A 22,162-nucleotide genomic window follows, 5' to 3' on the forward strand; every position below is an offset into this window, starting at 1 on the left:
CGTGACGGTCTATCTTACGCTTGATGAAGTTCTCCACATCCATAGCGAACTCATTCGCGCCTTCGGCGGTGCGGATGGCATTCGCGACAGGGGATTGATCGAATCCGCGTTGCTGCGCCCTCAGACCGGCTATTACGCCGATCTCATCGAGGAAACAGCAGCCATGTGGGAAAGCCTGGCGATGAACCACGGCTTCGTCGATGGCAACAAGCGCGTCGCCTATGCCTGCGTCGAACTCTTCCTCGGCCTCAACGACCACGTTGTCGTAGCCGATAACGACGACATCATTGCCTTCATCTACCATCACCTGGAAGCGGGAACCTTCACCAAGGACGTGCTCGACGCCTGGCTTCGGGAGGTCGTGGCGGCGATGTAGGCCGCCACGGGGCGCTATGCCGTCTGCGGCAAGACTACGATCACCCCATGCGTGCGCGCCCGCACCTCAGGCGGCGCAAGACAGGTGGCGGCGGCTTCGTAGCCCGGGGCGCCGGGATAGGGTGCGACCTTCATGGGCGGGGCATGGTTGGCCGGGCAGAGGAGGATGGCCTCGCTGCCGGTCACGGCGGCGAGGTCGAGATGGATGACGAGCGGGTCATCAGGAACAGCGGCCTGGCGTCGACGCTCCGCTGACGCAGGCGCGAGACCAGCGCTTCCTGCGTTGCCCCATCAAGCCCCTCTTCGACGAGATCGACGATCAGGGCGCCCTCGCCCGCATCCTCCAGCACCATGAGCAAGGCAAGCAGGGCCGGCGAACGGGTGGTACCTTCGTCACAAAGCCATTCCGTGGCTTCGTCTACGCGTTGCTTGAGTACCGGATCGGCCTCCAGCCTGCCGCGCGCCTCGGCATCTTCCAGCCGTTCGAGGCCGATGAAGGCTGCGTCCGGCAGGTTCTGCGCGATCATCCGGGCGAGACGGGTCTTGCCGCTGGCGAGGGGACCGGTGATGTAGGTCAGGGGCGGGACGTCGGAGAGCTCGAAGCGTTCTCCTCCCAATGGCCAGGGCAGGTCGAAGGCAAGGCTGAGTGTCCCTTGCGGCCGTACCAACCGGGGGAGCTCGCTGAGCACCGGTGCCCTGCCCTCGGCAAGTTCGGATCGCAGAGCACGCACCTTGTCGGCGGTCTCCATCAACCGGCGGACCTGGCCTTCGAGGGTGGCCTGGTGCGTCTCCAATGCCGGTTCGAGGCAACCGGGATCGCCTTCGAGGACCCGCGCCACCTGGGCAACGCTGAGGCCCAAGGCCCGCAGAACCGCGATGTCGCCGGCTCGCGCCATTTCATCAGGACCATAGGTGCGCCATCCGGCAGCGGTGCGCACTGGCGTGAGGAGACCGCGCTGCTCGTAAAGACGCAGCGCCTTGGCGGATATGCCGAGGCGCTTGGCTGCCTCGGATGGGCTCAAGAACCGTGCTGAAGAGTTCACGAATCACCTCCTTGATTGGGAGACCTCCTTATCCGGGCAGCCCCAGGGGTCGGCGCAAGCCTTATGTTGCCGGGCCGCGAGATGTCCCTCGGCGCAAATGAGAACTTACGCGGATCAGCGGAAAGTTCATGCCTGCCTGCCCCTTACACCGTGGACTTGACACACCCCCTCGCGTTCTGTAGTTAACAATTACGTTAATTAGCGAACTCGTTAAATGCAAACCGACTCCCTGAGCGCTATCCTCTCGGCCCTTGCCGATCCCACCCGCCGCGCGATCCTGGCGCGACTGGTAGAGGGGGAGGCGACAGTCAACGAACTGGCCGAGCCTTTCGAGATCAGCCTGCCGGCGATCTCCCGGCATTTGAAGGTCCTCGAGGCCGCCGGGCTCATCTCGCGCTCGCGCACTGCCCAGTGGCGCCCTTGCCGCATAGAGGCCGCACCGCTCAAGGACCTGTCGATCTGGATCGAGCGCTACCGGCGCCTCTGGGACGAGAGCTTCGACAAAATGGACGCCTATCTTCGCGATTTGCAGAAAGGAGACCCCGATGCTCGCAAGAACTGAGAAACTGGCCGAGAACGAACTTCTCATCGAGCGTGAGTTCGAGGCGCCGCGGGCTCTCGTCTGGCGCATCTGGAGCGATGCAGAGCACCTCAAACGCTGGTTCGGGCCGACCGATTTCACCTGTCCCGTCTTCGAGCTCGATTTCCGAGAGGGCGGCCGTTATCGGGCAGTCATCCGCTCGGATGAACACGGCGAATACTGGTTCGGCGGCACCTTCCGGGAAATCCGCCCCAACGAAAAGATCGTCATGAACTTTGCGTGGGAGGAGGACGGGCAGGAGACTACCATCACCGTGACCCTCGCCGAAAGGGATGGCAAGACGGTCCAGAGCTTTCATCAGACCCCGTTCGCCAGCGTCGAGAGCCGCGACGGCCATCTCGGAGGCTGGATCGAATGTCTCGACAAGGGGCGCGTCTATGCGGAGGACTTCGCCGGGAGGATTGGGGCATGAGCCTGCCAGCCTTCCCCGGCCCGCAGCACGAGCGGCTCGATGTCCTTGCCGGCGTCTGGCGGACACGAATTGCCATGCTGGATGAGACGGAAACGGAAATAGAGCATCATATCGCGACCGACACCTATCGCTGGATGCCCGGTCGCCACTTCCTCCTTCATGATGTGGACGCCATGATGGCCGGCGAGCCGGTGAAGTCGCTCGAGATCATCGCCGCCGATCCGGGTTCCGGCCAGTATACAACCCGCAACTACGACAACTCCGGCGTCATCAGCGACTATGCCGCCGCTCTCGATGGCCGGAATTGGTCGATCGACGGCGAAGTCGAACGCTTCCGCGGCTCGTTGAGCGAGGACATGCGGACGTTATCCGGCCGGTGGGAGCGTCGCGCGGGCGACATGTGGCTCCCGTGGATGAACGTTACGCTCACCCGCCAGGACTGAACTTAGACCTTCAGCCCGCGTATCAGAGCCCGTACTGCCTTGCGGTAGTCGGGCAACGCGTGGGCATCAGCGAGTGCCGCCCGATCGAAGAGTGCCCCCAGAAGGTGCGCCAGCGGCTGCAGCGGCAGTTGGCGGATGGCCTTGGCGTCTATGGCGGCGCTAAGCCCCTCGACCAGCGTGCGCAGGCCATGGCGCGCATCGATCGCATCGAGTTCGGCACGCCCCAGCACCGCCGGGGCGTCGATCAGCAGGATGCGACGACGCCCTGGGTCCTGCATGGCGGTGAGGAACGCGTCCCCACCTTGCAGAAGGGCCTTGATCGGCCCCAACTCGTCATCGCCGCCCGCCGCCGCGTTGATGGTCATGGCCAGAAGCGCATGCTCCTCCTCGACCACCGCGCGGAAGAGACCGAGCTTTTCCGCGAAATGGTGATAGAGCGCGCCGCGGGTGACGCCGGCGGCGGCAACCACCTCGGGCGTGCTGGTCGCCGCATAACCTTTTTCGGCGAACAGGTCCCGAGCGGCAGCGATCAGCTTCGTGCGTGTCGCCGCCGTGCGATCGGCTTGACGCTGCCTTTGCCCGGTCATTTGCATACATACAGCCTGCCTGTTATGAAGATACAGGCTGATTGTATATGAGAAGGGCATTGAAATGAACTCTGGCGTTCTGAAGATCACCGCGCACTATCCTGTCCTTCTGGTGGAGGATGTCAGCGCGACCGCCGGTTTCTACGAAACGCATTTCGGCTTCGCGCGACAGTTCGATGCCGGCTGGTACGTGCATCTGGCGCGCGAGGAGGACGGCAAGACCCACCAGATGGCGGTGATGCGCTGCGATCACGATACCATACCCGAAGCCGGCCGGACGCCGACCCGTGGGCTCATCGTCAATGTCGAGGTTTCCGATGTCGACGAGGTGCACGCACGAATGGAAGCTGCCGGCGTGCCAATGCAGCAGTCCCTGCGCAGCGAGAAGTTCGGCCAGCGCCACTTCATGACCGCCGATCCTGGTGGCGTGCTGGTCGACGTGATCACGCCGATTCCGTTCGACCCGGACTGGCTCGCCGAACAGGGCCTCTAGATCTATGGCCGCTGGTGCTCACCGGTCGCCTCCATTATGGTGACGTACGTACGTCACGCGCGAGCCCCGAGCGAATCGGGCCGCAGGCGGCGGGTGCAAAGGCCTTGGGAGGACACGGCAAATGGCGGACGGCAAGCGGCTCGGCATCGGCATCATCGGCACCGGCAATATTTCATCGGCCTATTTGAAGGCGATGCTCGGGCGTGACGGATTGCCCGGCTTTCCCGTACTCGATGTCAAAGGGCTCGCCGACATGCGTCCGGAGATCGCCGAAGCGCGGGCCGGCGAGTTCGGCCTCAGGGCCATGAGCATCGAGGCGATGCTTGCCGATCCCGAGGTCGCGCTCATCGTCAATCTCACCATACCGCGCGCCCATGTGGAGGTTGGCCTGCGGGCGCTCGCCGCGGGCAAGCACGTCTATTCGGAAAAGCCTCTGGGTGTTGCGTTCGCCGAGGGGAAGGAACTCGTCGAGACCGCCCGGGCTAAGGGGCTGCGTGTCGGCTCGGCGCCGGATACGTTCCTCGGCGGCGCGCATCAGCAGGCGCGGGCAGTGGTCGACAGCGGCGTGCTGGGCCAGCTCGTCGGCGGCACCGCCTTCATGATGATCCCCGGCCATGAGAGCTGGCATCCGGATCCAGCCTTCTATTACGATATCGGGGGCGGCCCGATGCTCGACATGGGCCCCTACTACATCACCGATCTCGTCAATCTCCTCGGCCCGGTCACGCGTGTTGCCGCCATGAGCTCGACCTCAAGGCTCGAGCGCACCATCACCAGCGCCCCGAAGCGCGGCGACGTGGTGCCGGTCAAGATCGCGACCCACATCACCGGCAGCATGGGCTTTGCCAGCGGCGTCATCGTGCAGGTCGCCATGAGCTTCGACGTTGCCGGCCACAAGCACACGCCGCTCGAGATCTACGGCACGGAGGCGAGCCTCATCGTCCCCGACCCCAACCATTTCGGCGGCACAGTCGAGATCAAGAAGGTCGGCCGCGAGGAGCCGTGGAACGAGGTGCCGGTCGACACACCCTATGCGGCCGGCAACTACCGCTCGCTCGGCGTCGCCGACATGGCCGAGGCTATTCTCGAGGATCGCCCGCACCGGGCGAACGGCGATCTGGCGCTGCACGTGCTCGAGGTGATGGAAGCGTTCGAAGCCGCCTCGCGCGAGGGCCGCACCGTCGACATCTCGACGCGCCCCGAACGCCCGGCAGCACTTGCGGGCTAGTTTTCTCCGCGCTTTCGAACCGCAAAAGTGGCGGCCACTTTTGCGGAAAGCGCTCTAATCGGACAATAACAGCTCAGCGCTTCCTCGGCGTGCCGAAGACGTCGGCGAAGACATCGATCAGGAGCCGGTCCTTGACGTGGACCTTGGGATCGAAGACGGGCGTTGCGGTTCGGTCCCGGCCCCAGTTGGTGGTGATGCCGTTGAGGTGATAGGCGTAGAAATCGGCGGTGGAGCCTGAAAGGTTGAACCAGCCGCGCACCTGGTGCGTCCAGGGCTGAGCCCGCCAGAGGGCCAGCCAGGACCGGCGCGGATTGATCGCCCACTTCTTGCCCGGATCCTTGGCCTGTCGCCCCTTCTTGCGGACGACAAAATCGGCGTGACGCGGCATGGACGACTGGTCCTCGCGCACGTTCTCCACCCAGATGCGGGTGAAGCGGAGGATGCCGAACGGGGCCCGCTCGGCCGCCTTGAACACCGAGCGGCGATGGGGCGAAACCACCAGTTCGTCGATGTCGACGCTCAGGAGCGAGCGCGAGCGCGCGGCGTATTTGCGGAACACCTGGGTAAAGAGCGGCGGTTGGGCGAAGCGCACCCAGTGACCGGGCAGCTGCGGCGAATGGTGCGGATCAGTCATGCCGTAGCGGAACGACCAGGGGACCACCATTACCCGGCGCACGCCGGCAACGCCGGCGATCGTCTCGCGCAACTGCGCGTGCGAGTAGGCCGTCGAGCCATTGTCGTAGACGATGACGGCCGTCGCGCCGTGCTCCTTTACGTAGAACCGCGCCCAGTCGGCAATCCACTGCAGCGCGTTGTCCTTGTTGATCGCCACCAGCACCCGTTCTCCTGCAAAAAGCTCTGAGGCGTTGGGCCGAATCTCAACCTCGTGGCTCTGTCCGGCGATATGGATGCGCAGATGCGTGTCCTCGGGCGGCAGTCGAACCCGGGCCAGGACGACCTGCAAGCCGAAATGCAGCTGCACCCTGGGCTTGTGACCGGAGACGAGGCCCGTGACGGCAAGGTCGCGGATCGCTGGCTCGAGGTTCATAGCGATCGGACCGACAAGGTAGACGTGGCGCCCGCCGACGCTGCGGAAGACGTCGAAAAACAGCGCCCGATCCTCGAACTGGTCGTAGAACTTTTGCGGACGCGGAAGCTCTGGCGAATAGGGCTGGCGCCGCAGTGGCGCATTCTCGTCGAGATAGACGGGCGAGAACCGGGCAGCCTCCGCAAAGAAGTCCGTCACGAGGCGCTCCCGGCTTCGGGAAAGGTGCTCTTCAGCAAAGCGGAAAGCCTCGTATCCTCGACAAGAGTATCGTCGGACTCCAGCGTGACTCTGCGGTCGTATTTCCAGCTCGTCGAGATGCCTCGGAAATGGGCGATGTAGGCTGTACCCGGCTTATGGCGGGTGAGGGGCGGGCGATTGATGATGAGATGGGCGCGCGGCTGCACGCGCAGGTCTTGCATCCAGCGGCGATCAGGGGCCATGGCCCACTTGGTAGTCCCGCCGCGGGTGACGTCGTCGTCTGCCTTGGCGAGGCAGAAGTCACGGTGGCGATAAACCCCATCCGGGCGTGGCTTGACCGGCACGGGTTCGATCCAGCGATTGCGGAAATAGACCGTGCCCGAGCGCGAGGCGCGGGCGGTTTCGAATACTGTTTCATCGGTCAGGGGCACCGCCAGTTCATCGATATCGCAATCGAGGATGCCGGAGGCTCGCGCCGCGTAGCGGCGGAACATGTTGGTAAAGAGCGACGGCTGCAGGAAATGCGCCCAGAAGCGGTTGTCCGGCAAGGCGTTGTCGGGACGCTGATAAGCGAAGGGCGCCGGCACCACGCAGATCTTGTCGAGGCCATTGACGGCAACGAGCGTTGCCTCGATGTCGGCGGGCGCGTAGCGGTCCGAGGCATTGTCGAACAGCAGGACGGCGCTCGCACCCTGGTTGACGACGTGAAACCGTGCCCAGTCGGCGATCCATTGCAGATCGTTGTTCTTTGAGACGGTCGCCAGCAGGTTCTGACCCTCGAACCAGCTGGAATAGTTGGCGCCGACGGGCACGGTGAAGGTCATGCCTGCAAACTCGACCTCGAGATGGGTCGTACCGGCCGGAGCGGCGAGCGAATAAATATGCACCTTCTGGGAATGGTGACCTCTCGCCCGCAGACGTGTGCCGCTCGGGCGCGCGGTATAGCGAGCGTTGCGGTAGTGCTGGGCGAGGTTCACCGGCGGCGGCCCGTGCAGGAGGATGCGCTTGCCAGCCTCATCCCAGAAGACGTCGTAGAAGATGCAACGATCCTCGAAATGGGCGAGGAATTGCGCCTCGCGCGGCACATTGGGCGAGATGAAGCCTCGGCGCAGGGAGCTGTCCTGCGGCAAGAAGAGGGAATTGAGATGCGGTCGCGGCATCACCCGGTCGGCAGTGTCGCCTGGCTGTGCTGCAGCGACCGTGCTCATCCCCGCAGGGCTCCGCCCGTGGTCTTGACGACGGCGGCCACCACCGCTCCTGAGACCTTTTCGATCTCCTCGTCGGTCAGCGTCCTGTCGCGCGGCTGCAGGGTGACCTCGATGGCGACGGACTTCTTGCCTTCGCCGACATGGGCACCTTCGAAAATGTCGAAGATCGTGACGTCCTCGATCAGCGTCTTGTCGGCGCCGCGCGCGGCTCTGAGGATCGAAGCGGCACTCGCCGAGCGGTCGACGAGGAAGGCGAAGTCGCGCTTGACCGGCATCAGCGGCGATATGTCGAGCGCCCCCTTGGACCTGGTCGGCTTCTTCCTTGGTTCGGGCAGGGCATCGAGATCGATCTCGAAGGCGGCGACGGGAAAATCGATGTCCATCGCCTCGCTCCAGGCCGGGTGAAGCTCGCCGAACCAGCCGACAATGATCTTCGGACCAAGCTGGACGCGTCCGCCTCGGCCCGGATGGCTCCAGGCCGCGGGCTCGGCTACGAGCTGGAGCTTGTCGATGCCGACGCCCAGCGCGTCAAGAGCCGCGGCAAGGTCGGCCTTGGCATCGAACACACCGACCTGTTTGGCGTCGCCCTGCCAATGACGGCCGGCGCCGGTCAGCCGCGCCGTGCCGGTGCGGAGACCGCTGGCATGGGTGTGCTGGCCTTCCGGCGCATCGGACAGGAACACCTGCCCCACCTCGAAAAGCCCGATATCGGCGCGGCCGCGATGGGCGTTGCGCCGTGCCGCGGCAAGGAGGCCGGGCAGCAGCGAGGGGCGCATATCGGTCATATCGGAGGCGATTGCGTTGGCAAGCTGCAGGCTCTCGGCACCGCCACCGAACCGCACGGCCTCCTCATGCGGAATGAAAGACCAGGTCACAGCTTCATCGAGGCCGCGGGCGGCGAGCGCACGGCGGGCGACACGGCGGCGGTTCTGGATGGTCGTCAGCATGCGCGGCGCGACGTGGTGAAGGCGCGGCAGGGGATCGACCGGCACCTTGTCGACGCCGACCATACGCATCACCTCCTCGACGAGGTCTGCCTTCTGCGTCACGTCCGGCCGCCACGACGGTACCGTGACCTTGCGGGTGAAGCCCGCCCCTTCGACGGCGAAGCCGAGGCGGGAGAGGATCGCCTCGATCTCATCGGCCGCGATCCTGAGGCCCGTCAGCCGCTCGACCTCGGAAAACGGGAAGTCGATGACGACGGCCGGCGGCGTGTCCTCGCCCGAGACCACCGGCTCCAGGGGCTCGCCGCCGCAGAGTTCGAGCACCAGGCGCGTCGCGAGCTCGAGGCCGGGCTCGGTCAAGGCCGGGTCGACCGAGCGCTCGAGCCGGTAGCGGGCATCCGAGACGATACCCGTCTTGCGGCCGGTACGCGCGACGAGTTGCGGGTCCCAACTCGCGCATTCCATGAAAACGTCGACGGTTTCCTCGACGACACCCGAGCGCTCGCCGCCCATGATGCCGCCAAGGCAAAGCGGCCCGACATCGTCGGCGATAACCGTCATCGTTTCGTCGAGCGGGTACGTCCTGTTATCGAGCGCATCGAGCTCCTCGCCCGGCCGGGCATTGCGCAGCACGGGCTGGCCGACGATCCTGGCCGCGTCATAGGCGTGCAGCGGCCGCCCCCAGCCGAGCGAAACGAGGTTGGTGATGTCGACGATGGCGTTGATCGGCCGCAAGCCAACCGCGCGCAGGCGCCGCTGCAGCCAGGCGGGCGACGGGCCGTTCCTTACGCCCCTGATGTAGCGGCCGGCGAACTTGCGTATGGTCTTGTCCTCACCGGGCGCGAACTGATGCGGCAGGGGTGCAAACGGGCTCGTGCCGGTCGAGGGCACCGGTGACATGTCGGTGGTCTTCAGGGAGCCGATGCCGAAGGCGGCAAGGTCGCGCGCGATGCCGTGGACGCCGGTGCAGTCGCCGCGATTGGGGGTGATCGAGATATCGAAGGTGACGCCCTTGAGACCCGCATAGTCGGAGTAGCGCTGACCCGTCGGCGCGTCGGCCGGCAAGTCTATGATGCCGTCGTGGTCGTTGCCGAGCCCGAGTTCCATGGCCGAGCACAACATGCCGTTCGACACCTGGCCGCGGATGACGCCCTTGCCGATGGTGATGTCCTTGCCGGGAATGTAAGTGCCGGGGAAGGCGAAGACCGACTTCATGCCGGTGCGCGCATTGGGCGCGCCGCAGACGACGTCGAGAATCTCGCCGCTGCCGGCATCAACCTTGCACACCTTCAATTTGTCGGCATTCGGGTGCTGCTCGGCCGAGACCACATGGGCGACGACAAACTCACTGAACGCCTTGCCCTGGTCCTCGATCTCCTCGAGCTCGAGGCCGATCATGGTGAGGGCTGCGCCGATCTCGTCGGCGCTCGCCGTGGTGTCGAGGTGCTCCTTGAGCCAGTCGAGGGTGAACTTCATCTTGCGCCTTGCGGGTCTTATCGAAAGTCGGAGGGGGTACCGGTGATGGGCGGCAGTGCCCGGGAAATCTTGAACAGCTCGACGAGCACATTGGCAAAGCCGCGGGCGTCGTCGATGGCCCGATGGGTGTGGGGCACGTGTCCGTAGTACTCGGCCGGCAGCTTGCTCATGCCCCAGTCGAGATAGGACGCGCCACGCAGCGTGCCGGCCATGGTATAGAGGCACACTCCGCCGCCCCTGAAGATCTGGCGGGTCTTGAACGGACCGCCGAGCGCGCGGGTGCCGGCATATTCGTCGAGATAGTGGTCCATCCACAGGCCGTCGAAGATCATCGGAGCGGCAACGAAGACGCATGGTCCGGCCAGGCTTTCCACCCAGTCGGCAAAGCGTGGCATGACCATTTCAGGCGGCTCGGCGCCGATTGTTGCCGCCTCGTAGGCCTCCGGCTGCGTCTGCCACCAAGCCATGGTCTCGGGGTTCGGCGCCCGGTCGGCGCGCGGCGTCAACACCGCCTCGAACTCGCCGTGGGCGTTGCCGTCGGCGTCGATGGCGACCGATGCGAAGCTGAGCATGGAGTTGTGCAGCGGCGTCGGACCGTCTGCTTCGATGTCGGTGACAACGAACACAGGACTGCCGTGCGCGGGCGTGCCGCGCATCAGCCCCGAGGGGCGCACATCATCCTGCTGAACTTCACCGGTCGTCACGATTGGGCGCTCGCATAGCTGGCACGGAGGGAGAGCACGCCGCTCAAGCGGCGTGCTTTTGAATCAGGAGCTCAAGCCTGCGAACAGTGTCGGCAGGTCGAACGGACGGAAGCCATAGTGGTCGAGCCAGCGCTGGTCGGCATCGAAGAAGGCGCGCAGGTCCGGCATGCCGTATTTGAGCATGGCGATGCGATCGATGCCCATGCCCCAGGCGAAGCCCTGGTAGACATCGGGGTCGAGCCCGGCATTGGCGATGACGTTGGGGTGCACCATGCCGCAGCCGAGGATCTCCAGCCAGTCGCTGCCCTGGCCGATCTTGACCTCGCCGCCCGAGCGGTCGCACTGGACGTCCACCTCCATCGAGGGCTCGGTGAAGGGGAAGAACGAGGGGCGGAACCGCAGGGTGACGTCCGGGATCTCGAAATAGGCTTTGAGGAACTCCTCGAGCACCCAGCGCAACTGTCCGATGTGGCTGGACTTGTCGATCACCAGACCCTCGACCTGATGGAACATCGGTGTGTGGGTCTGGTCGCTGTCGTTGCGGTAGGTGCGCCCGGGCATGACCACGCGGATCGGCGGGTCGATCGGCGGAGTGATGTAACCCGCTGTCGGCGGGTTGTTGGTCTTTTGCATCACACGCACCTGCACCGGCGAGGTATGCGTGCGCAAGAGTTTGCGCTCACCATCCGCGCCGGGTTTTAAAAAGAACGTGTCGTGCATCTCCCGGGCCGGATGGCCCTCAGGGAAATTGAGTGCGGTGAAGTTGAAGTAGTCGGTCTCGATATCCGGTCCCTCGGCGATCGAGAAACCCATGTCGGAAAAGATCGCGGCGATCTCGTCCATGACTTGGCTGATCGGGTGGATGCGCCCGCGCGCGGTCGGGGCGGGTTGGAGCGGCAGGGTGACGTCGACCGTCTCGGCGGCGAGCCGGGCCTCGAGCGCCTTGTCCCGTAGCTCGCTGCCGCGCGCCTCGATAAGGCCGGCGATCTCGTTCTTGAGGCCGTTGATCGCGGGGCCGGCGGTCTTGCGATCTTCGGGCGCCATGGTGCCGAGGGTGGCCAGTAGCGCCGAAACGCTACCCTTCTTGCCGAGGGCGGCCACGCGCACGGCATCGAGCGACTGTTCGGTCTCGGCAGCTTCTATGGCGGCGGTGATTTCGGCGCGAAGATCGCTGATCTGTGTTTCGAGAGACATCTGAATATCCGTTGCGAGCAAGCGGTGAGGTTCATCGCAAAACAAAACGCCCTGCGCCAGCCCTTATGGGCGGCGCAAGGCGCGAATTTACCTCGGCAGACCGAGAGAGATCAGGTTTAGGCGGTAACCCGGGCGTGGGTCGTATCTTCCACGTCCTTCAGGTACCCCAGCGCCGCCTTGGCCTTTTCGACCAGGACGCCGAACGCGGCAGGCTCATGGATCGCCAGATCCGAGAGCACCTTGCGATCGACGGCAATCTCAGCCTTGCCGAGGCCGTCGATAAATCGGCCGTAGGTGAGGCCATGGTCGCGCACGGCCGCGTTGATGCGCTGGATCCAGAGCGCGCGGAAGTTACGCTTCTTGACGCGGCGGTCGCGGTAGGCGTACTGGCCGGCCTTCTCGACAGCCTGCTTGGCGATGCGGATCGTGGACTTGCGGCGGCCGTAGTAACCCTCGGCGGCCTTCAAGACCTTTTTGTGACGGGCGTGGGCGGTAACGCCTCTCTTGACGCGTGACATTTAGGTTCCTTCCGGCGTTAGCGGTTGTACGGCATGTACCACTTGACCAAGTTCTCGTCGCCCTTGGCGAGGATCTTGGTGCCGCGGTTGGTGCGGATGTACTTGGCGTTGTGCGAGATCAGGCGGTGGCGCTTACCAGCCACGCCCGCCTTGACCTTGCCGGTCGCGGTGAACCTGAAGCGCTTCTTGGCGCCGGATTTGGTCTTCATCTTGGGCATTTTGCGTGTCCTTGTCTTGTGACGGGGCTCAAAGCCTTGTCGCATTCAAAGACCGCCACGGCATGCCTTTTGGCCGGGCGGTCCGGAGAAGGCGCCTCTATAGGGGGAAAGGTGCCGGATGGCAAGTGGTCAGCGGGCCGCTCAGAGCATGGCCTCCAAGTGGTCTTCGAAGAGGAGGCCCGGCCTTGCCGCCAGCGCCGCCTCGTAGTGTTTCTCCGCCTCCAGCGAGACGGAAAGGAACGCTTGAAGCCCCTCGCGCCCATTTTCGTCGGCAAGCGGATAGTAACCTGAAGCAAACCGGTCGAGCAGCCGCGTCTTGACCGCGATCATGCGCTCGGCGACCCCCGGCCCGTTGCTCATCGAGACCGGCATCTTGACGTAGTCGTGGAGGGGCGAGCCGATATGGTAGCAATGGTCGGCCGTCCGCCACAGCTTCAGGAGGAAATCGAGGTCAGTCATGTTGGGCAGGTCCGGGTCATAGCGCGCGTCGCACCTGGCGCGGTCCCAGACGATCATGGTGTCCATGGACAAGTTCACCCATTTGTGTTCACCGGGCGAAAGCACCCGGTCCTCGCCGGCGCCCACATAGCGGCCGTGCTCGAAGCGGTCATTCATCACGTCGAGCGCGGTGGTCACGATCGGATGATCGGCGAGAGCGGCCATGGCACGCTCCAGCTTCTGGGGCTTGTAGCGGTCGTCTGCATCGAGCACGGCGGCGTAGCGCGTATCGATCGTCTCCAGGGCAACGTTGCGGGCATGCGAAGCGCCGGCCTTGAGCGCGCCCGATTCCATGAAGGCGATGCGCGGGTTGAGGAGCCCCGCCTCCTCGAGAAGCGGGCGGTAGTTCGTGCCGTCGTCCGAAACGATGATCAGCCGCCAGTACGGCCATGTCTGGGCCATAATGCTCGCCACCGCCGCGGCGATGGTGGCCTCGGCCTTGTAGGCCGGCATGACGATCGACACGATCTTGTCCATTGTCCCCCCGGACTTGAAGCGATCCGAAGCGCGTCCCATATCTCGGTCAACGGTCGGGTGCCACTTCTTTCGGGCCCGGCAACCAGACGTTGCTTGTTGACAAGGACGGTTTCGAATGTCGCGTGTTTCCGTGTTTTCCGCCCCATTTCTGTTGGGGTTCGATGCGTTCGAGGAACGCATCGATCGGCTGACGAAGTCGTCCGACGGCTATCCGCCCTACAATATCGAGCGCAAGACCGAGACCGACGGAACCGAGAGGTTCCTGGTGTCGATCGCGGTGGCGGGGTTTTCCGCTCCCGAGCTCGAAGTGGTGGCTGAGGACAACCAGCTCGTCGTCCGCGGGCGGCAAAAGGAAGACCCTCAACGAGAGTTCCTGCATCGGGGAATCGCGACGCGCCAGTTTCAGCGCAGCTTCCTTCTCGCCGACGGCATGATCGTCAAGGATGCAACCTTGAGCCATGGTTTGCTCGTTGTTGCTGTTGAGCGTCCACAGACGCCCAAGGTCGCCCGCCGTATCGACATTCGTACAGTTTGAGAAAGGGGCACGCCATGATCGAGAAACGCAATCCAGAATACGAGGCCCTGAGCGGCCAGATGAACCCGTTGAAGAGCCTGACGGCGGCCCAGTTCGCCGCCCTCGGCGGCAGCGCCGTCGCCTTCGTGCGGCCCATCAATGGCGGCGACCTTTCGGAGATGATCCGGGGATCCGACTTCGATGAGGAGACGACCTATCAGCTGGTCATGTCCGCCGACGGCACGCCGCTTATGGTCGCCGACACGCAGGCCGCCGTCAGCGAGTGGCTGAGCGACAAGGAGCTGGGTCTCGTTTCGGTGCACTAGGTTCGTCGCCCAGCTAGGCAAAGAGAAAGCCCCGCCGCGGTGCGCGGTGGGGCTTTTTTACGTCCAAGGCATTGAATTGTGGTGGACGATCAGGCCGCGTTGCTGGCTTCGACTGGGGCCGTCAAGATCGCGTGGACGCGAGCCGGATCGCGGCCGCGCCGCAAATCCTCGACGATCGTCTCGGTGCGCAATAGACGCGCAACCCGCGAAAGCGCCTTCAAGTGATCGGCGCCCGATCCGGTCGGGGCCAGCAGCATCATCACAATGTCCACAGGCCTGTCGTCCATCGCTTCGAAATCGACGGGATGGTCGAGCCGCACGAACACGGCCGTAACGCCGGGCAGGCCCGATACCTTGCCGTGCGGAATCGCGATGCCGTTGCCGAGCCCGGTGGAGCCGAGCGCCTCGCGCTCCTCGAGGGCGTTCAGAATGACCTCGGCATCGTATCCGCTGGCTTCTGCCGCTGTTTTCGCAAGCAATTCAAAAAGTTCGTGCTTGGAAATCGGGGCCGGGCAGACAAGCACAGACCGCTCAGCCAAAATTTCGGCCAGTTCCATCAAGAAGTCCCAGTCGATTGTGATCTTTGTATTGCGGGGCGCCGCATCAATTGGCGCCGAGGGCCGGATCGATCCAGCCGATATTGCCGTCGGTGCGGCGGTAGACCACATTTAGCCCGCCATGTCCAGCGTGCCGGAAGACGACCACGCCGGACTGGCTGAGATCGAGCTCCATGACCGCTTCCCCAACGCTCATGGAGCGCAGGTTCCTGGTGGTTTCGGCGACGACCGGGGGCGCGTAGTCCTCATCGAGCTCGTCGATCGAATCGGCGGGCCCGAGGACGGTATACTGGGCAAGCACGTCCTGGCTGTTCTGGCCGTTGCCCTTGCGGTGGGATTTGAGCTTGCGGTTGTACCGGCGCAGGCGCTTCTCGATATTGGTCGCCATCACCTCGTAGGCGGCGGTCGCATCGCCCCCGAGGGCACTCGCCTGCAGTGTGGCGCCGGTATCAAGGTGCACCACGCAATCGGCGCGGAAACCGCTGCCGTCGTGGGAAAGGGTAAGGTGACCATCGTAGCCGCCGTCGAAGTACTTGCCGACGACGTTCGAGAAATGGTCTTCCGCCTTGCCGCGCAAGGCGTCGCCAACATCCATGTTCTTGCCGGAAACGCGTAAGGTCATGGTTCCCTCTTTTGCTGTTGCGCTGCGCGCCGGCGCGAAGAGAAATGCCTTTGGCCTCCCTTCGGCCACCGCCGGCCCTCACCCTTTTGATATGGGCAGGGACCGGGACCGATGCTAGACCCGCCGCCAGCAGGCTTGCAATGCGCAACAAGACGCATGTGTGCGATAGTTGGGGTGACATCGGCGGCGAACCGCTTTAGCCTTCGCGGCGTGAGATAGAGTTGCCGCGTCAGCGCGCAGTGCGACCTGGCGGTTTCCAGCTGAAACCGCTCTGATCTAGCCGATCCGTTCCAAGCTCTTCTTCTGCCGCCGCCGGATCACCGAGGACGGAATGTTCATGCCTTCGCGGTACTTGGCGACGGTGCGGCGGGCGACATCGATGCCCTGCTCACGTTTCAAGACCTCGGCAATGGTGTCATCGGAAAGCACGTCGTGGGTCGGCTCGGCCTCGATGAGCTGGCGGATGCGGTGACGCACGGCCTCGGCTGAGTGGTCGCCGGCCCCGTCGGACGACGCGATGGCGGTGGTGAAGAAATATTTCATCTCGAAGAGGCCGCGCGGGGTGGCCATGTACTTGTTGGAGGTGACCCGAGAGACGGTCGATTCGTGCATGTCGATGGCCTCGGCCACCATCTTCAGCGTCATGGGCTTGAGATAAGCAATACCCTTGGTCAGGAACCCGTCCTGCTGGCGGACGATTTCGGCTGCGACCTTGAGGATCGTCTGGGCGCGCTGGTCAAGGCTCTTGGTCAGCCAGCTCGCCGTTTGCAGGCAATCGGTAAGGAATGCCTTTTCCGCCCCGTCCCGGGTCCTGGCCGAAACGGTGGCGTAATATTCGCGGTTGACCAGCACGCGCGGCAGCACGTCGGAATTGAGCTCGATCTGCCAGAGCCCTGAAGGCCCTGGGCGCACATAGATGTCGGGAACGACCGCCTCGACAGGCCCCGCATCGAAGGCCCTGGCGGGCTTGGGGTCGAGCCTCCTCAGTTCGGCGATCATATCGACGAGATCCTCGCGGTCGCACCCGATGGCGCGCAGGAGCCCAGCCATGTCGTGGTTGGCGAGGAGTTCGAGATGGGCGAGGAGCCGCGCCATCAGCGGATCCAGCCGGTCGCGTTCCCTGAGCTGGATGGCGAGGCATTCGGCAAGGTTGCGGGCAAAGACGCCGACGGGGTCGCACCCCTGCACAGCTTGAAGCACGGCTTCGACATCCTCGATCTCGGCGCCCAGTTGCGCGGCCACGGCCTCGAGAGGCACAGCCACGTATCCGGCCTCGTCAAGGTTGTCGATGAGGTGGCGCGCGATCAAGCGGTCGCCCGCCGTCTTGAGAATGAGATTGACCTGCTCGGCAAGATGATCGGCCAGAAGCGGTCGTGCGGCAACGAACTGATCGAGATCGGGGACTTCGCCCCCTTCGGTTCCACCGGCGAGGGCACCGCGCCCGCCGGTCGCGCCGGCATCCGGGCCTGTCTGGTCGGGAAAGACGTTCTCGACGGCGGTGTCGTAGCTTTCGGCGATCGATTCGGCGCTCTGGATGCGCTCGCCATGGATGACGGTATCTTCCATCGCCACGGGTTCGGGTGCCCGCTCGGCGGGTTCGACCGCGTCGTCGTCGCCGGTTTCCTCGCGCTCGAGCAGGGGGTTGCGCAGCAATTCGGCTTCGATGAAGCCGTTGAGCTCGATATGGCTCAACTGCAGCAGCCGGATCGACTGCATCAGCTGCGGGGTGAGCGTAAGGCTCTGGGCCTGGCGTACTTCAAGCCGCGGCGTCAAGGCCATGCACAGTCATCCCACTCGGCAAATTCTCCGGCCGGTTCGGGGCCGCTTTCCATCGCCGAACATGACTCAATTGCCCTGACGGAGCAAGCGGCTCGGCAAAATTCATGCCAGATGCCGATTTCGCGAAAGAATCCTGCGACAGCAAAGTCGGAGCCTGCGATTTGATTTCCATCAAATCGCAGGCGCTACGGTGTCAGATTTCGAAAGTTTCGCCCAGATAGACGCGGCGCGCATCAGGGTCGGAGGTGATGGTCTCGGGCCGGCCCTGGATCATCACCCGCCCACCGTGGATGAGATAGGCCCGGTCGACGAGGCTGAGGGTCTCGCGCACCGAGTGGTCCGTGATGAGCACGCCGATGCCGCGATGGGTCAACTGGCGCACCAGCGCCTTGACCTCGGCGACCGCTATCGGGTCGACGCCGGCGAACGGCTCGTCAAGCAGCATGAAGACCGGGTCAGCGGCGAGCGCCCGGGCGATCTCGACCCGACGGCGCTCCCCGCCCGAGAGCGCCAGCGCATTGGCCTTGGCCAGGTGCGTGATCGAGAACTCCTCGAGCAACGCCTCGAGCCGCGCCCTGCGCTCGGCGCGCGAGCGTACGGTGTTCTCGAGGATGGCGAGGATATTGCCCTCGACGCTCATGCCGCGAAAGATCGAGGGTTCCTGCGGCAGATAGCCGATGCCGAGCCGTCCGCGTTGGAAAAGCGGCAGGTGGGTGATCGGGCGCCCGTCGAGGCGGATTTCGCCGCTATCGGGCTTGACCAGACCCATGATCATGGTGAAGCAAGTGGTCTTGCCCGCCCCGTTCGGACCAAGCAGCCCCACCGCCTCGCCGCGTTTGACCGCGATCGAGACGTCCCTGACCACGGCGCGCTTGCCGAAGCTCTTGGCCAGGCGATGGGCAACGAGCCAGCCGCTCTGGTCGATCTTTTTGCCGGCCCCGGTCATTCGGTGGTGAATACCCCCGTCACCCGGCCGCTTTGGCTGCCGGTGAACGTCGATACGTTGGTTTCGAGGTCGACGAGCAGCTCGGGGCCCTTGACGGTGCCGCTGGCGTTGGTCACGACCACATTGCCGGTCAGGTGCAGGGTACGCGCCTTGGGATCGAATACCGCTCGCTCGCCGGTGGCGTCCTGCTCGGTGGTCTTGAGCCGCACGTCACCGGTCGCCTCGAAGCTCTCGATGTCGGAAGTGCCGCCTTCGCCGTAGATGACCACAACCGTTGGCGCCCAGACCGTTACGGACGGGTGCACCACGACGACATTGCCGGTGAACACGGCCTCCTGCGTCGTTTCGTCGATGGTGAAGTTGTCGGCGGTGATCTCGACCGGGTTCTGCGCAGCAGCCGGCAAGGTGGCGAGGGCAAAGAGCCCCGTCAGCGCGACAAGGATGCGGATCATGGCTCTTGTGCCCCCGGTGTGTCAGGAAGAACGACCTTGACGCGTGAAAATGTCCAGATCGCGGTTTTGGTATCGAAGGTCATGCCGCCCGCCTCGAGTTCGGTGCCGTCGGCATAGTCGATGGAAACGGGCCCGTCGCTGACGAGCACCTGCGCGGTCCAGTCGAAGACCGAGCGATGGAGAATACCACTGGTTCCGGTCGAATCGACGACGTTGGTGACCCCGTCGACGACGACCAGCTCACGGGCGGTGTCGAGCTGGCCTTCGGGGGCGGTGATGTCCATGGTCACCCCGGTCGGCCGCTCGATGACGAGCGTGGCGTCCTCAAGATCGATGATATCGGGCGTTGCTGTGCGCGTCACGGCCGATACGGCCCACACGCGGTAAAGCGAGCCGTCGTCGAGGATGCCGGCATATTCGGGTGCCTCGATGGTCACGCTATCCGGCGCGACGCGAATGCGCTCGAGGCTGAACTGGCCAAGCTGGCTCGACACCACGATCTGGGCTACGAGCACGGCAAGCGCCGCCACACCGGCAGCCGGCACCAGCCAGCGCAACAGGCTGACGATACGGTTCCGCCGCTCGAGGGAGCGGTAGATGACCAGCCGGTCGGCGCTATAGGCGTGGCTCGTCATGCAAGCCTCAGCTGTGGGCGAAGATGTCGACCTCCTGCCAGCCCTTCAGGTCGAGCTCGCAGCGGGTCTTCAAGAACTCAAAGCATTGCTCGGCCAGTTCCATGCGCCCTTCGCGCCTCAGCATGCGGTCGAGGTGGCGCTTGAGGTCGTGCAGGTAAAGCACGTCGGAAGCGGCGTAGTCGAGCTGGGCGTCGGTCAGCTTCTCGCCGCCCCAGTCCGAGCTCTGCTGCTGCTTGGAGAGGTCGATGTTCAAGAGCTCGCGCACGATGTCCTTGAGGCCATGCCGGTCGGTATAGGTGCGCACGAGCTTGGAGGCTATCTTGGTGCAGTAGACCGGGCCGGTCACCACGCCGAAGCGGTGCTGCAACACCGCCACGTCGAAGCGGGCGTAGTGGAAGATCTTGGTGACGGCAGGGTCGGCGAGGAGGCGTTCGAGATTGGGGGCCGAGCTGACCTCGGCGGGTATCTGTACGATATCGGCGCTGCCGTCGCCCGGCGACAGCTGCACGACGCACAGCCGGTCGCGATGCGGATCGAGGCCCATGGTCTCGGTATCGATGGCGACCTCGCGGCCGTAACGGGAAAGGTCGGGCAGGTCGCCGCGGTGCAGTCTGGTGGTCATCGTCGCCTCGCTGTTGCACAAGCGTGATGCCACAGAGCGAAGGCGTTGGAAAGGCAGGGCGACAAAACGCGCTGCAAGCGCACACGGCGTGAGCGCGGCATCCACCGGCGCACGGACGGGCCTAAATTAATCAAGGGAACTGGTGCCCAGGAGAAGACTCGAACTTCCACACCTTGCGGTACACGGACCTGAACCGTGCGCGTCTACCAATTCCGCCACCTGGGCAAAGCGGAGGCGTTACTAGGGCCAGCGCCCGGCGATGTCAATGCGCATTCGCAAGGAGCCGTGGCCAGGCAGCGTCAAGGCCGTTGCACACCCGGCGGCGCTTGGCTAGAAGGCGAGGGAACATCCTCCACGTCGCGCGCCACGCGCGCCATGCCCACCGGAGCCCTGCCATGGACCGCTTTGACCCCAAGCTCGTCACCGTTTTCGGCGGTTCGGGCTTCCTCGGTACGCAAATCGTCCAGCGTCTGGCCCGGCGCGGTTACCGTGTGCGGGTCGCTGTGCGCCGGCCGGATCTGGCCGGGCACACCAAGTCGGCGGGCAGCGTCGGCCAGGTGATGCCGGTGCAGGCGAATGTGCGCAATGAAGCTTCGGTCGCGCGCGCCGTCGCAGGCGCCGCCATGGTCATCAATCTCGTCGGCGTCGGTTACGAGCGGGGCAAGCAGACCTTTTCGGCCGTGCATGTGGAAGGCGCCGCGACCGTCGCGCGCGCCGCCAAAGCCGCCGGGGCGCAGAGTCTTGTCCATATCTCGGCCCTCGGGGTCGACATCGCAACCGAGAGCGCCTACGCGCAAACCAAGCTCGCAGCCGAAGCTGAGGTCCTCAAAGCCTTTCCCGCGGCGGTCATCATGCGCCCTTCGCTGATGTTCGGCCCGGACGATGGCTTCTTCAATCTGATGGGCACGCTTTCGCGCTACTTCCCGGTGATGCCGCTCATCGGTGGCGACACCCGCTTCCAGCCGGTCTATGTCGGCGACGTCGCCGAGGCCGTGGTGATGGCGGCCGAAGGGGCAGTCAAAACCGGCCGCGTCTACGAATTCGGTGGTCCCGAAGTCCTGACTCACCGGGAGCTCCTTGGTCGCATCCTCTCCGAGGCCGGCCGTTCGCGCCCGTTGCTGCCGCTGCCGCCGGGCATCGCCAAGATCCTTGCCCTGCCCCTGTCCATCCTGCCCTTCCCGCCGTTGATCACCGCCGACCAAGTGGATCTCCTCGCGTACGACAACATCGTCTCGCAGACGGCGAACCGGGAAAAGCGCACACTTAGCGCTTTCGGCATCACCCCGACGGCCATGGACACGATCCTGCCGAGCTATATGTGGCGCTTCCGCAAGCACGGCCAGTTTGACCGGCAGGGCCACAAGACCGACGGCGCCGCCGCGTAAGCTCAGCGGCAGTCGCTCACGCGTCACCTCATGCCGGCTAGACGTTATGTTCCGGGCCTGAGCGATTGGCGGCCCGCCCTTTCGTGCGAAAAAGAGACGAGGGTTGCTCGGATGGGCCGAGCCGATCCTCACGCACGGAGGGCGAGCCATGGAAGAGTATAGCGAAGTTTTTGTTGGGTTTGACGTCGCCAAGAAAAAACATGCGGTGGCGATCGCCGAGGGTGACCGCACGGGTGAAGTGCGGTTTTTCGGCGAGGTGGAGAACAGTCCGGCAGCGATCGAACGCATGCTGGCGCGATCCGGCCAGCGGCTATGTGCGGCGGCACGTCTCACCGCGCTCGGATCTGCCGATCGACCTGGTCCGGGTCGAGCTGCCCGCCAGCGCGGCGATCCCGATGCCGGCGGCGTCCTATGCCTTCATCCGCCAGTTGATCTGGGTGCTGGAGGGCGAGCTCGTCTTCGTCGAGGGGGAGGTGCGGCACGAAATGCGGACAGGCGATTGCCTTGAGCTTGGCCCCCCGAGCGACTGTGCCTTCCGCAATGAGAGCGACCAGACGTGCATCTACGCCGTCGTGGTGCTGAGTCAGACGTAGAACTCTTCCCGGTTTTGCTGAAGACGCTTGCTAGAGCACTTCACGTTCCGAGTGGATCGGAACGTG

The 22,162-nt window shown here is 64.6% G+C and carries 28 protein-coding genes and 1 tRNA gene; 10 read left to right on the forward strand and 19 right to left on the reverse strand.

Going from position 1 to position 22,162, the window contains the following annotated elements:
- Position 1: 1 nt before the first annotated feature.
- Entirely contained in the window at positions 2–376 is a 375-nt protein-coding gene (locus QQK18_RS03250) for a type II toxin-antitoxin system death-on-curing family toxin (protein WP_284338844.1), read from the forward strand.
- A 14-nt stretch (positions 377–390) separates the two neighbouring features.
- On the opposite strand, the gene QQK18_RS03255 is transcribed toward QQK18_RS03250, so the two are convergent.
- Positions 391–561, reverse strand: coding sequence for a hypothetical protein (locus QQK18_RS03255; protein WP_284338845.1), 171 nt, complete (start codon positions 559–561; stop codon positions 391–393).
- Positions 558–1,418 (reverse strand): MerR family transcriptional regulator, encoded by an 861-nt coding sequence (locus QQK18_RS03260; RefSeq protein ID WP_284338846.1) that lies wholly within the window; start codon positions 1,416–1,418, stop codon positions 558–560. The genes QQK18_RS03255 and QQK18_RS03260 overlap by 4 nt, the downstream gene beginning before the upstream one ends.
- Before the next feature lie 214 nt (positions 1,419–1,632).
- Between QQK18_RS03260 and QQK18_RS03265 the strand changes: the two genes are divergently transcribed.
- From QQK18_RS03265 to QQK18_RS03275, 3 genes are read left to right on the forward strand one after another with little or no spacing between them, the layout of a single operon-like run.
- The gene (locus tag QQK18_RS03265; protein ID WP_284338847.1) at positions 1,633–1,980 is read left to right on the forward strand and encodes an ArsR/SmtB family transcription factor; all 348 of its coding nucleotides are present in this window, start codon (positions 1,633–1,635) and stop codon (positions 1,978–1,980) included.
- Positions 1,964–2,431, forward strand: coding sequence for an SRPBCC domain-containing protein (locus tag QQK18_RS03270; RefSeq protein ID WP_284338848.1), 468 nt, complete (start codon positions 1,964–1,966; stop codon positions 2,429–2,431). The genes QQK18_RS03265 and QQK18_RS03270 overlap by 17 nt, the downstream gene beginning before the upstream one ends.
- Positions 2,428–2,874: a DUF1579 family protein gene (locus tag QQK18_RS03275; protein WP_284338849.1), complete on the forward strand. Its 447-nt coding sequence runs from the start codon at positions 2,428–2,430 to the stop codon at positions 2,872–2,874. Before QQK18_RS03270 ends, QQK18_RS03275 begins: the two co-directional genes overlap by 4 nt.
- A gap of 2 nt (positions 2,875–2,876) precedes the next feature.
- On the opposite strand, the gene QQK18_RS03280 is transcribed toward QQK18_RS03275, so the two are convergent.
- Positions 2,877–3,467 carry a TetR/AcrR family transcriptional regulator gene (locus QQK18_RS03280; RefSeq protein ID WP_284338850.1) on the reverse strand — a complete coding sequence of 197 codons (591 nt, stop codon included), beginning with the start codon at positions 3,465–3,467 and terminating at the stop codon, positions 2,877–2,879.
- Between the two features lie 58 nt (positions 3,468–3,525).
- Here QQK18_RS03280 and QQK18_RS03285 point away from each other — a divergent pair, with 58 nt between their 5' ends.
- Both QQK18_RS03285 and QQK18_RS03290 read left to right on the forward strand, forming a co-directional pair.
- Positions 3,526–3,954, forward strand: a complete 429-nt coding sequence (locus tag QQK18_RS03285) for a VOC family protein (protein WP_284338851.1) — start codon at positions 3,526–3,528, stop codon at positions 3,952–3,954.
- A 121-nt stretch (positions 3,955–4,075) separates the two neighbouring features.
- Positions 4,076–5,182 (forward strand): Gfo/Idh/MocA family protein, encoded by a 1,107-nt coding sequence (locus QQK18_RS03290; protein WP_284338852.1) that lies wholly within the window; start codon positions 4,076–4,078, stop codon positions 5,180–5,182.
- A 73-nt stretch (positions 5,183–5,255) separates the two neighbouring features.
- Here the strand turns inward: QQK18_RS03290 and QQK18_RS03295 are convergent, their stop codons facing one another.
- The 8 genes from QQK18_RS03295 to QQK18_RS03330 all read right to left on the reverse strand — a co-directional run bounded on the left by QQK18_RS03295 (position 5,256) and on the right by QQK18_RS03330 (position 13,665).
- Positions 5,256–6,428: a hypothetical protein gene (locus QQK18_RS03295; RefSeq protein ID WP_284338853.1), complete on the reverse strand. Its 1,173-nt coding sequence runs from the start codon at positions 6,426–6,428 to the stop codon at positions 5,256–5,258.
- Positions 6,425–7,636, reverse strand: coding sequence for a hypothetical protein (locus QQK18_RS03300; RefSeq protein WP_284338854.1), 1,212 nt, complete (start codon positions 7,634–7,636; stop codon positions 6,425–6,427). Before QQK18_RS03300 ends, QQK18_RS03295 begins: the two co-directional genes overlap by 4 nt.
- Positions 7,633–10,056 carry a phenylalanine--tRNA ligase subunit beta gene (gene pheT / locus QQK18_RS03305; RefSeq protein ID WP_284338855.1) on the reverse strand — a complete coding sequence of 808 codons (2,424 nt, stop codon included), beginning with the start codon at positions 10,054–10,056 and terminating at the stop codon, positions 7,633–7,635. Before pheT ends, QQK18_RS03300 begins: the two co-directional genes overlap by 4 nt.
- A gap of 17 nt (positions 10,057–10,073) precedes the next feature.
- Positions 10,074–10,760: a 3'-5' exoribonuclease domain-containing protein gene (locus QQK18_RS03310; protein WP_284338856.1), complete on the reverse strand. Its 687-nt coding sequence runs from the start codon at positions 10,758–10,760 to the stop codon at positions 10,074–10,076.
- 63 nt (positions 10,761–10,823) lie between these two features.
- On the reverse strand, positions 10,824–11,954 hold the full coding sequence (gene pheS, locus QQK18_RS03315; protein WP_284338857.1) for a phenylalanine--tRNA ligase subunit alpha: 1,131 nt from the start codon (positions 11,952–11,954) through the stop codon (positions 10,824–10,826).
- A gap of 116 nt (positions 11,955–12,070) precedes the next feature.
- Positions 12,071–12,472 carry a 50S ribosomal protein L20 gene (gene rplT / locus QQK18_RS03320; RefSeq protein ID WP_284338858.1) on the reverse strand — a complete coding sequence of 134 codons (402 nt, stop codon included), beginning with the start codon at positions 12,470–12,472 and terminating at the stop codon, positions 12,071–12,073.
- A 17-nt stretch (positions 12,473–12,489) separates the two neighbouring features.
- Positions 12,490–12,690 carry a 50S ribosomal protein L35 gene (gene rpmI / locus QQK18_RS03325; protein ID WP_284338859.1) on the reverse strand — a complete coding sequence of 67 codons (201 nt, stop codon included), beginning with the start codon at positions 12,688–12,690 and terminating at the stop codon, positions 12,490–12,492.
- A 141-nt stretch (positions 12,691–12,831) separates the two neighbouring features.
- Complete coding sequence (locus QQK18_RS03330; RefSeq protein ID WP_284338860.1) at positions 12,832–13,665, reverse strand: glycosyltransferase family 2 protein; 834 nt, start codon at positions 13,663–13,665, stop codon at positions 12,832–12,834.
- Positions 13,666–13,780: 115 nt separating this feature from the next.
- Between QQK18_RS03330 and QQK18_RS03335 the strand changes: the two genes are divergently transcribed.
- Positions 13,781–14,200: an Hsp20 family protein gene (locus QQK18_RS03335; RefSeq protein WP_284338861.1), complete on the forward strand. Its 420-nt coding sequence runs from the start codon at positions 13,781–13,783 to the stop codon at positions 14,198–14,200.
- Between the two features lie 14 nt (positions 14,201–14,214).
- A complete protein-coding gene (locus QQK18_RS03340) occupies positions 14,215–14,505 on the forward strand; it encodes a DUF1150 family protein (RefSeq protein ID WP_284338862.1) in 291 nt (96 codons plus the stop codon).
- Between the two features lie 89 nt (positions 14,506–14,594).
- On the opposite strand, the gene QQK18_RS03345 is transcribed toward QQK18_RS03340, so the two are convergent.
- From QQK18_RS03345 to QQK18_RS03380, 8 genes are all read right to left on the reverse strand, one after another.
- Complete coding sequence (locus QQK18_RS03345; RefSeq protein ID WP_284338863.1) at positions 14,595–15,062, reverse strand: PTS sugar transporter subunit IIA; 468 nt, start codon at positions 15,060–15,062, stop codon at positions 14,595–14,597.
- 46 nt (positions 15,063–15,108) lie between these two features.
- Positions 15,109–15,684, reverse strand: a complete 576-nt coding sequence (gene hpf / locus QQK18_RS03350) for a ribosome hibernation-promoting factor, HPF/YfiA family (protein WP_284338864.1) — start codon at positions 15,682–15,684, stop codon at positions 15,109–15,111.
- A gap of 276 nt (positions 15,685–15,960) precedes the next feature.
- Positions 15,961–17,463, reverse strand: coding sequence for an RNA polymerase factor sigma-54 (gene rpoN / locus QQK18_RS03355; RefSeq protein WP_284338865.1), 1,503 nt, complete (start codon positions 17,461–17,463; stop codon positions 15,961–15,963).
- Between the two features lie 193 nt (positions 17,464–17,656).
- Positions 17,657–18,409, reverse strand: a complete 753-nt coding sequence (lptB, locus tag QQK18_RS03360) for an LPS export ABC transporter ATP-binding protein (RefSeq protein WP_379996209.1) — start codon at positions 18,407–18,409, stop codon at positions 17,657–17,659.
- On the reverse strand, positions 18,406–18,861 hold the full coding sequence (lptA, locus tag QQK18_RS03365) for a lipopolysaccharide transport periplasmic protein LptA (RefSeq protein ID WP_284338866.1): 456 nt from the start codon (positions 18,859–18,861) through the stop codon (positions 18,406–18,408). The genes lptB and lptA overlap by 4 nt, the downstream gene beginning before the upstream one ends.
- On the reverse strand, positions 18,858–19,496 hold the full coding sequence (locus QQK18_RS03370) for an LPS export ABC transporter periplasmic protein LptC (protein WP_284338867.1): 639 nt from the start codon (positions 19,494–19,496) through the stop codon (positions 18,858–18,860). The genes lptA and QQK18_RS03370 overlap by 4 nt, the downstream gene beginning before the upstream one ends.
- 7 nt (positions 19,497–19,503) lie before the next feature.
- On the reverse strand, positions 19,504–20,118 hold the full coding sequence (locus QQK18_RS03375) for a ribonuclease D (protein ID WP_284338868.1): 615 nt from the start codon (positions 20,116–20,118) through the stop codon (positions 19,504–19,506).
- A 140-nt stretch (positions 20,119–20,258) separates the two neighbouring features.
- Positions 20,259–20,343 (reverse strand) — tRNA-Leu (locus QQK18_RS03380).
- Positions 20,344–20,513: 170 nt separating this feature from the next.
- Between QQK18_RS03380 and QQK18_RS03385 the strand changes: the two genes are divergently transcribed.
- Positions 20,514–21,503 carry a complex I NDUFA9 subunit family protein gene (locus QQK18_RS03385; protein WP_284338869.1) on the forward strand — a complete coding sequence of 330 codons (990 nt, stop codon included), beginning with the start codon at positions 20,514–20,516 and terminating at the stop codon, positions 21,501–21,503.
- A 200-nt stretch (positions 21,504–21,703) separates the two neighbouring features.
- Positions 21,704–22,096: a cupin domain-containing protein gene (locus QQK18_RS03390; RefSeq protein WP_284338870.1), complete on the forward strand. Its 393-nt coding sequence runs from the start codon at positions 21,704–21,706 to the stop codon at positions 22,094–22,096.
- The last annotated feature ends 66 nt before the right edge of the window (positions 22,097–22,162 follow it).

Source organism: Devosia nitrariae (assembly GCF_030160115.1).
In the GTDB taxonomy this organism is placed as follows: domain Bacteria; phylum Pseudomonadota; class Alphaproteobacteria; order Rhizobiales; family Devosiaceae; genus Devosia; species Devosia nitrariae.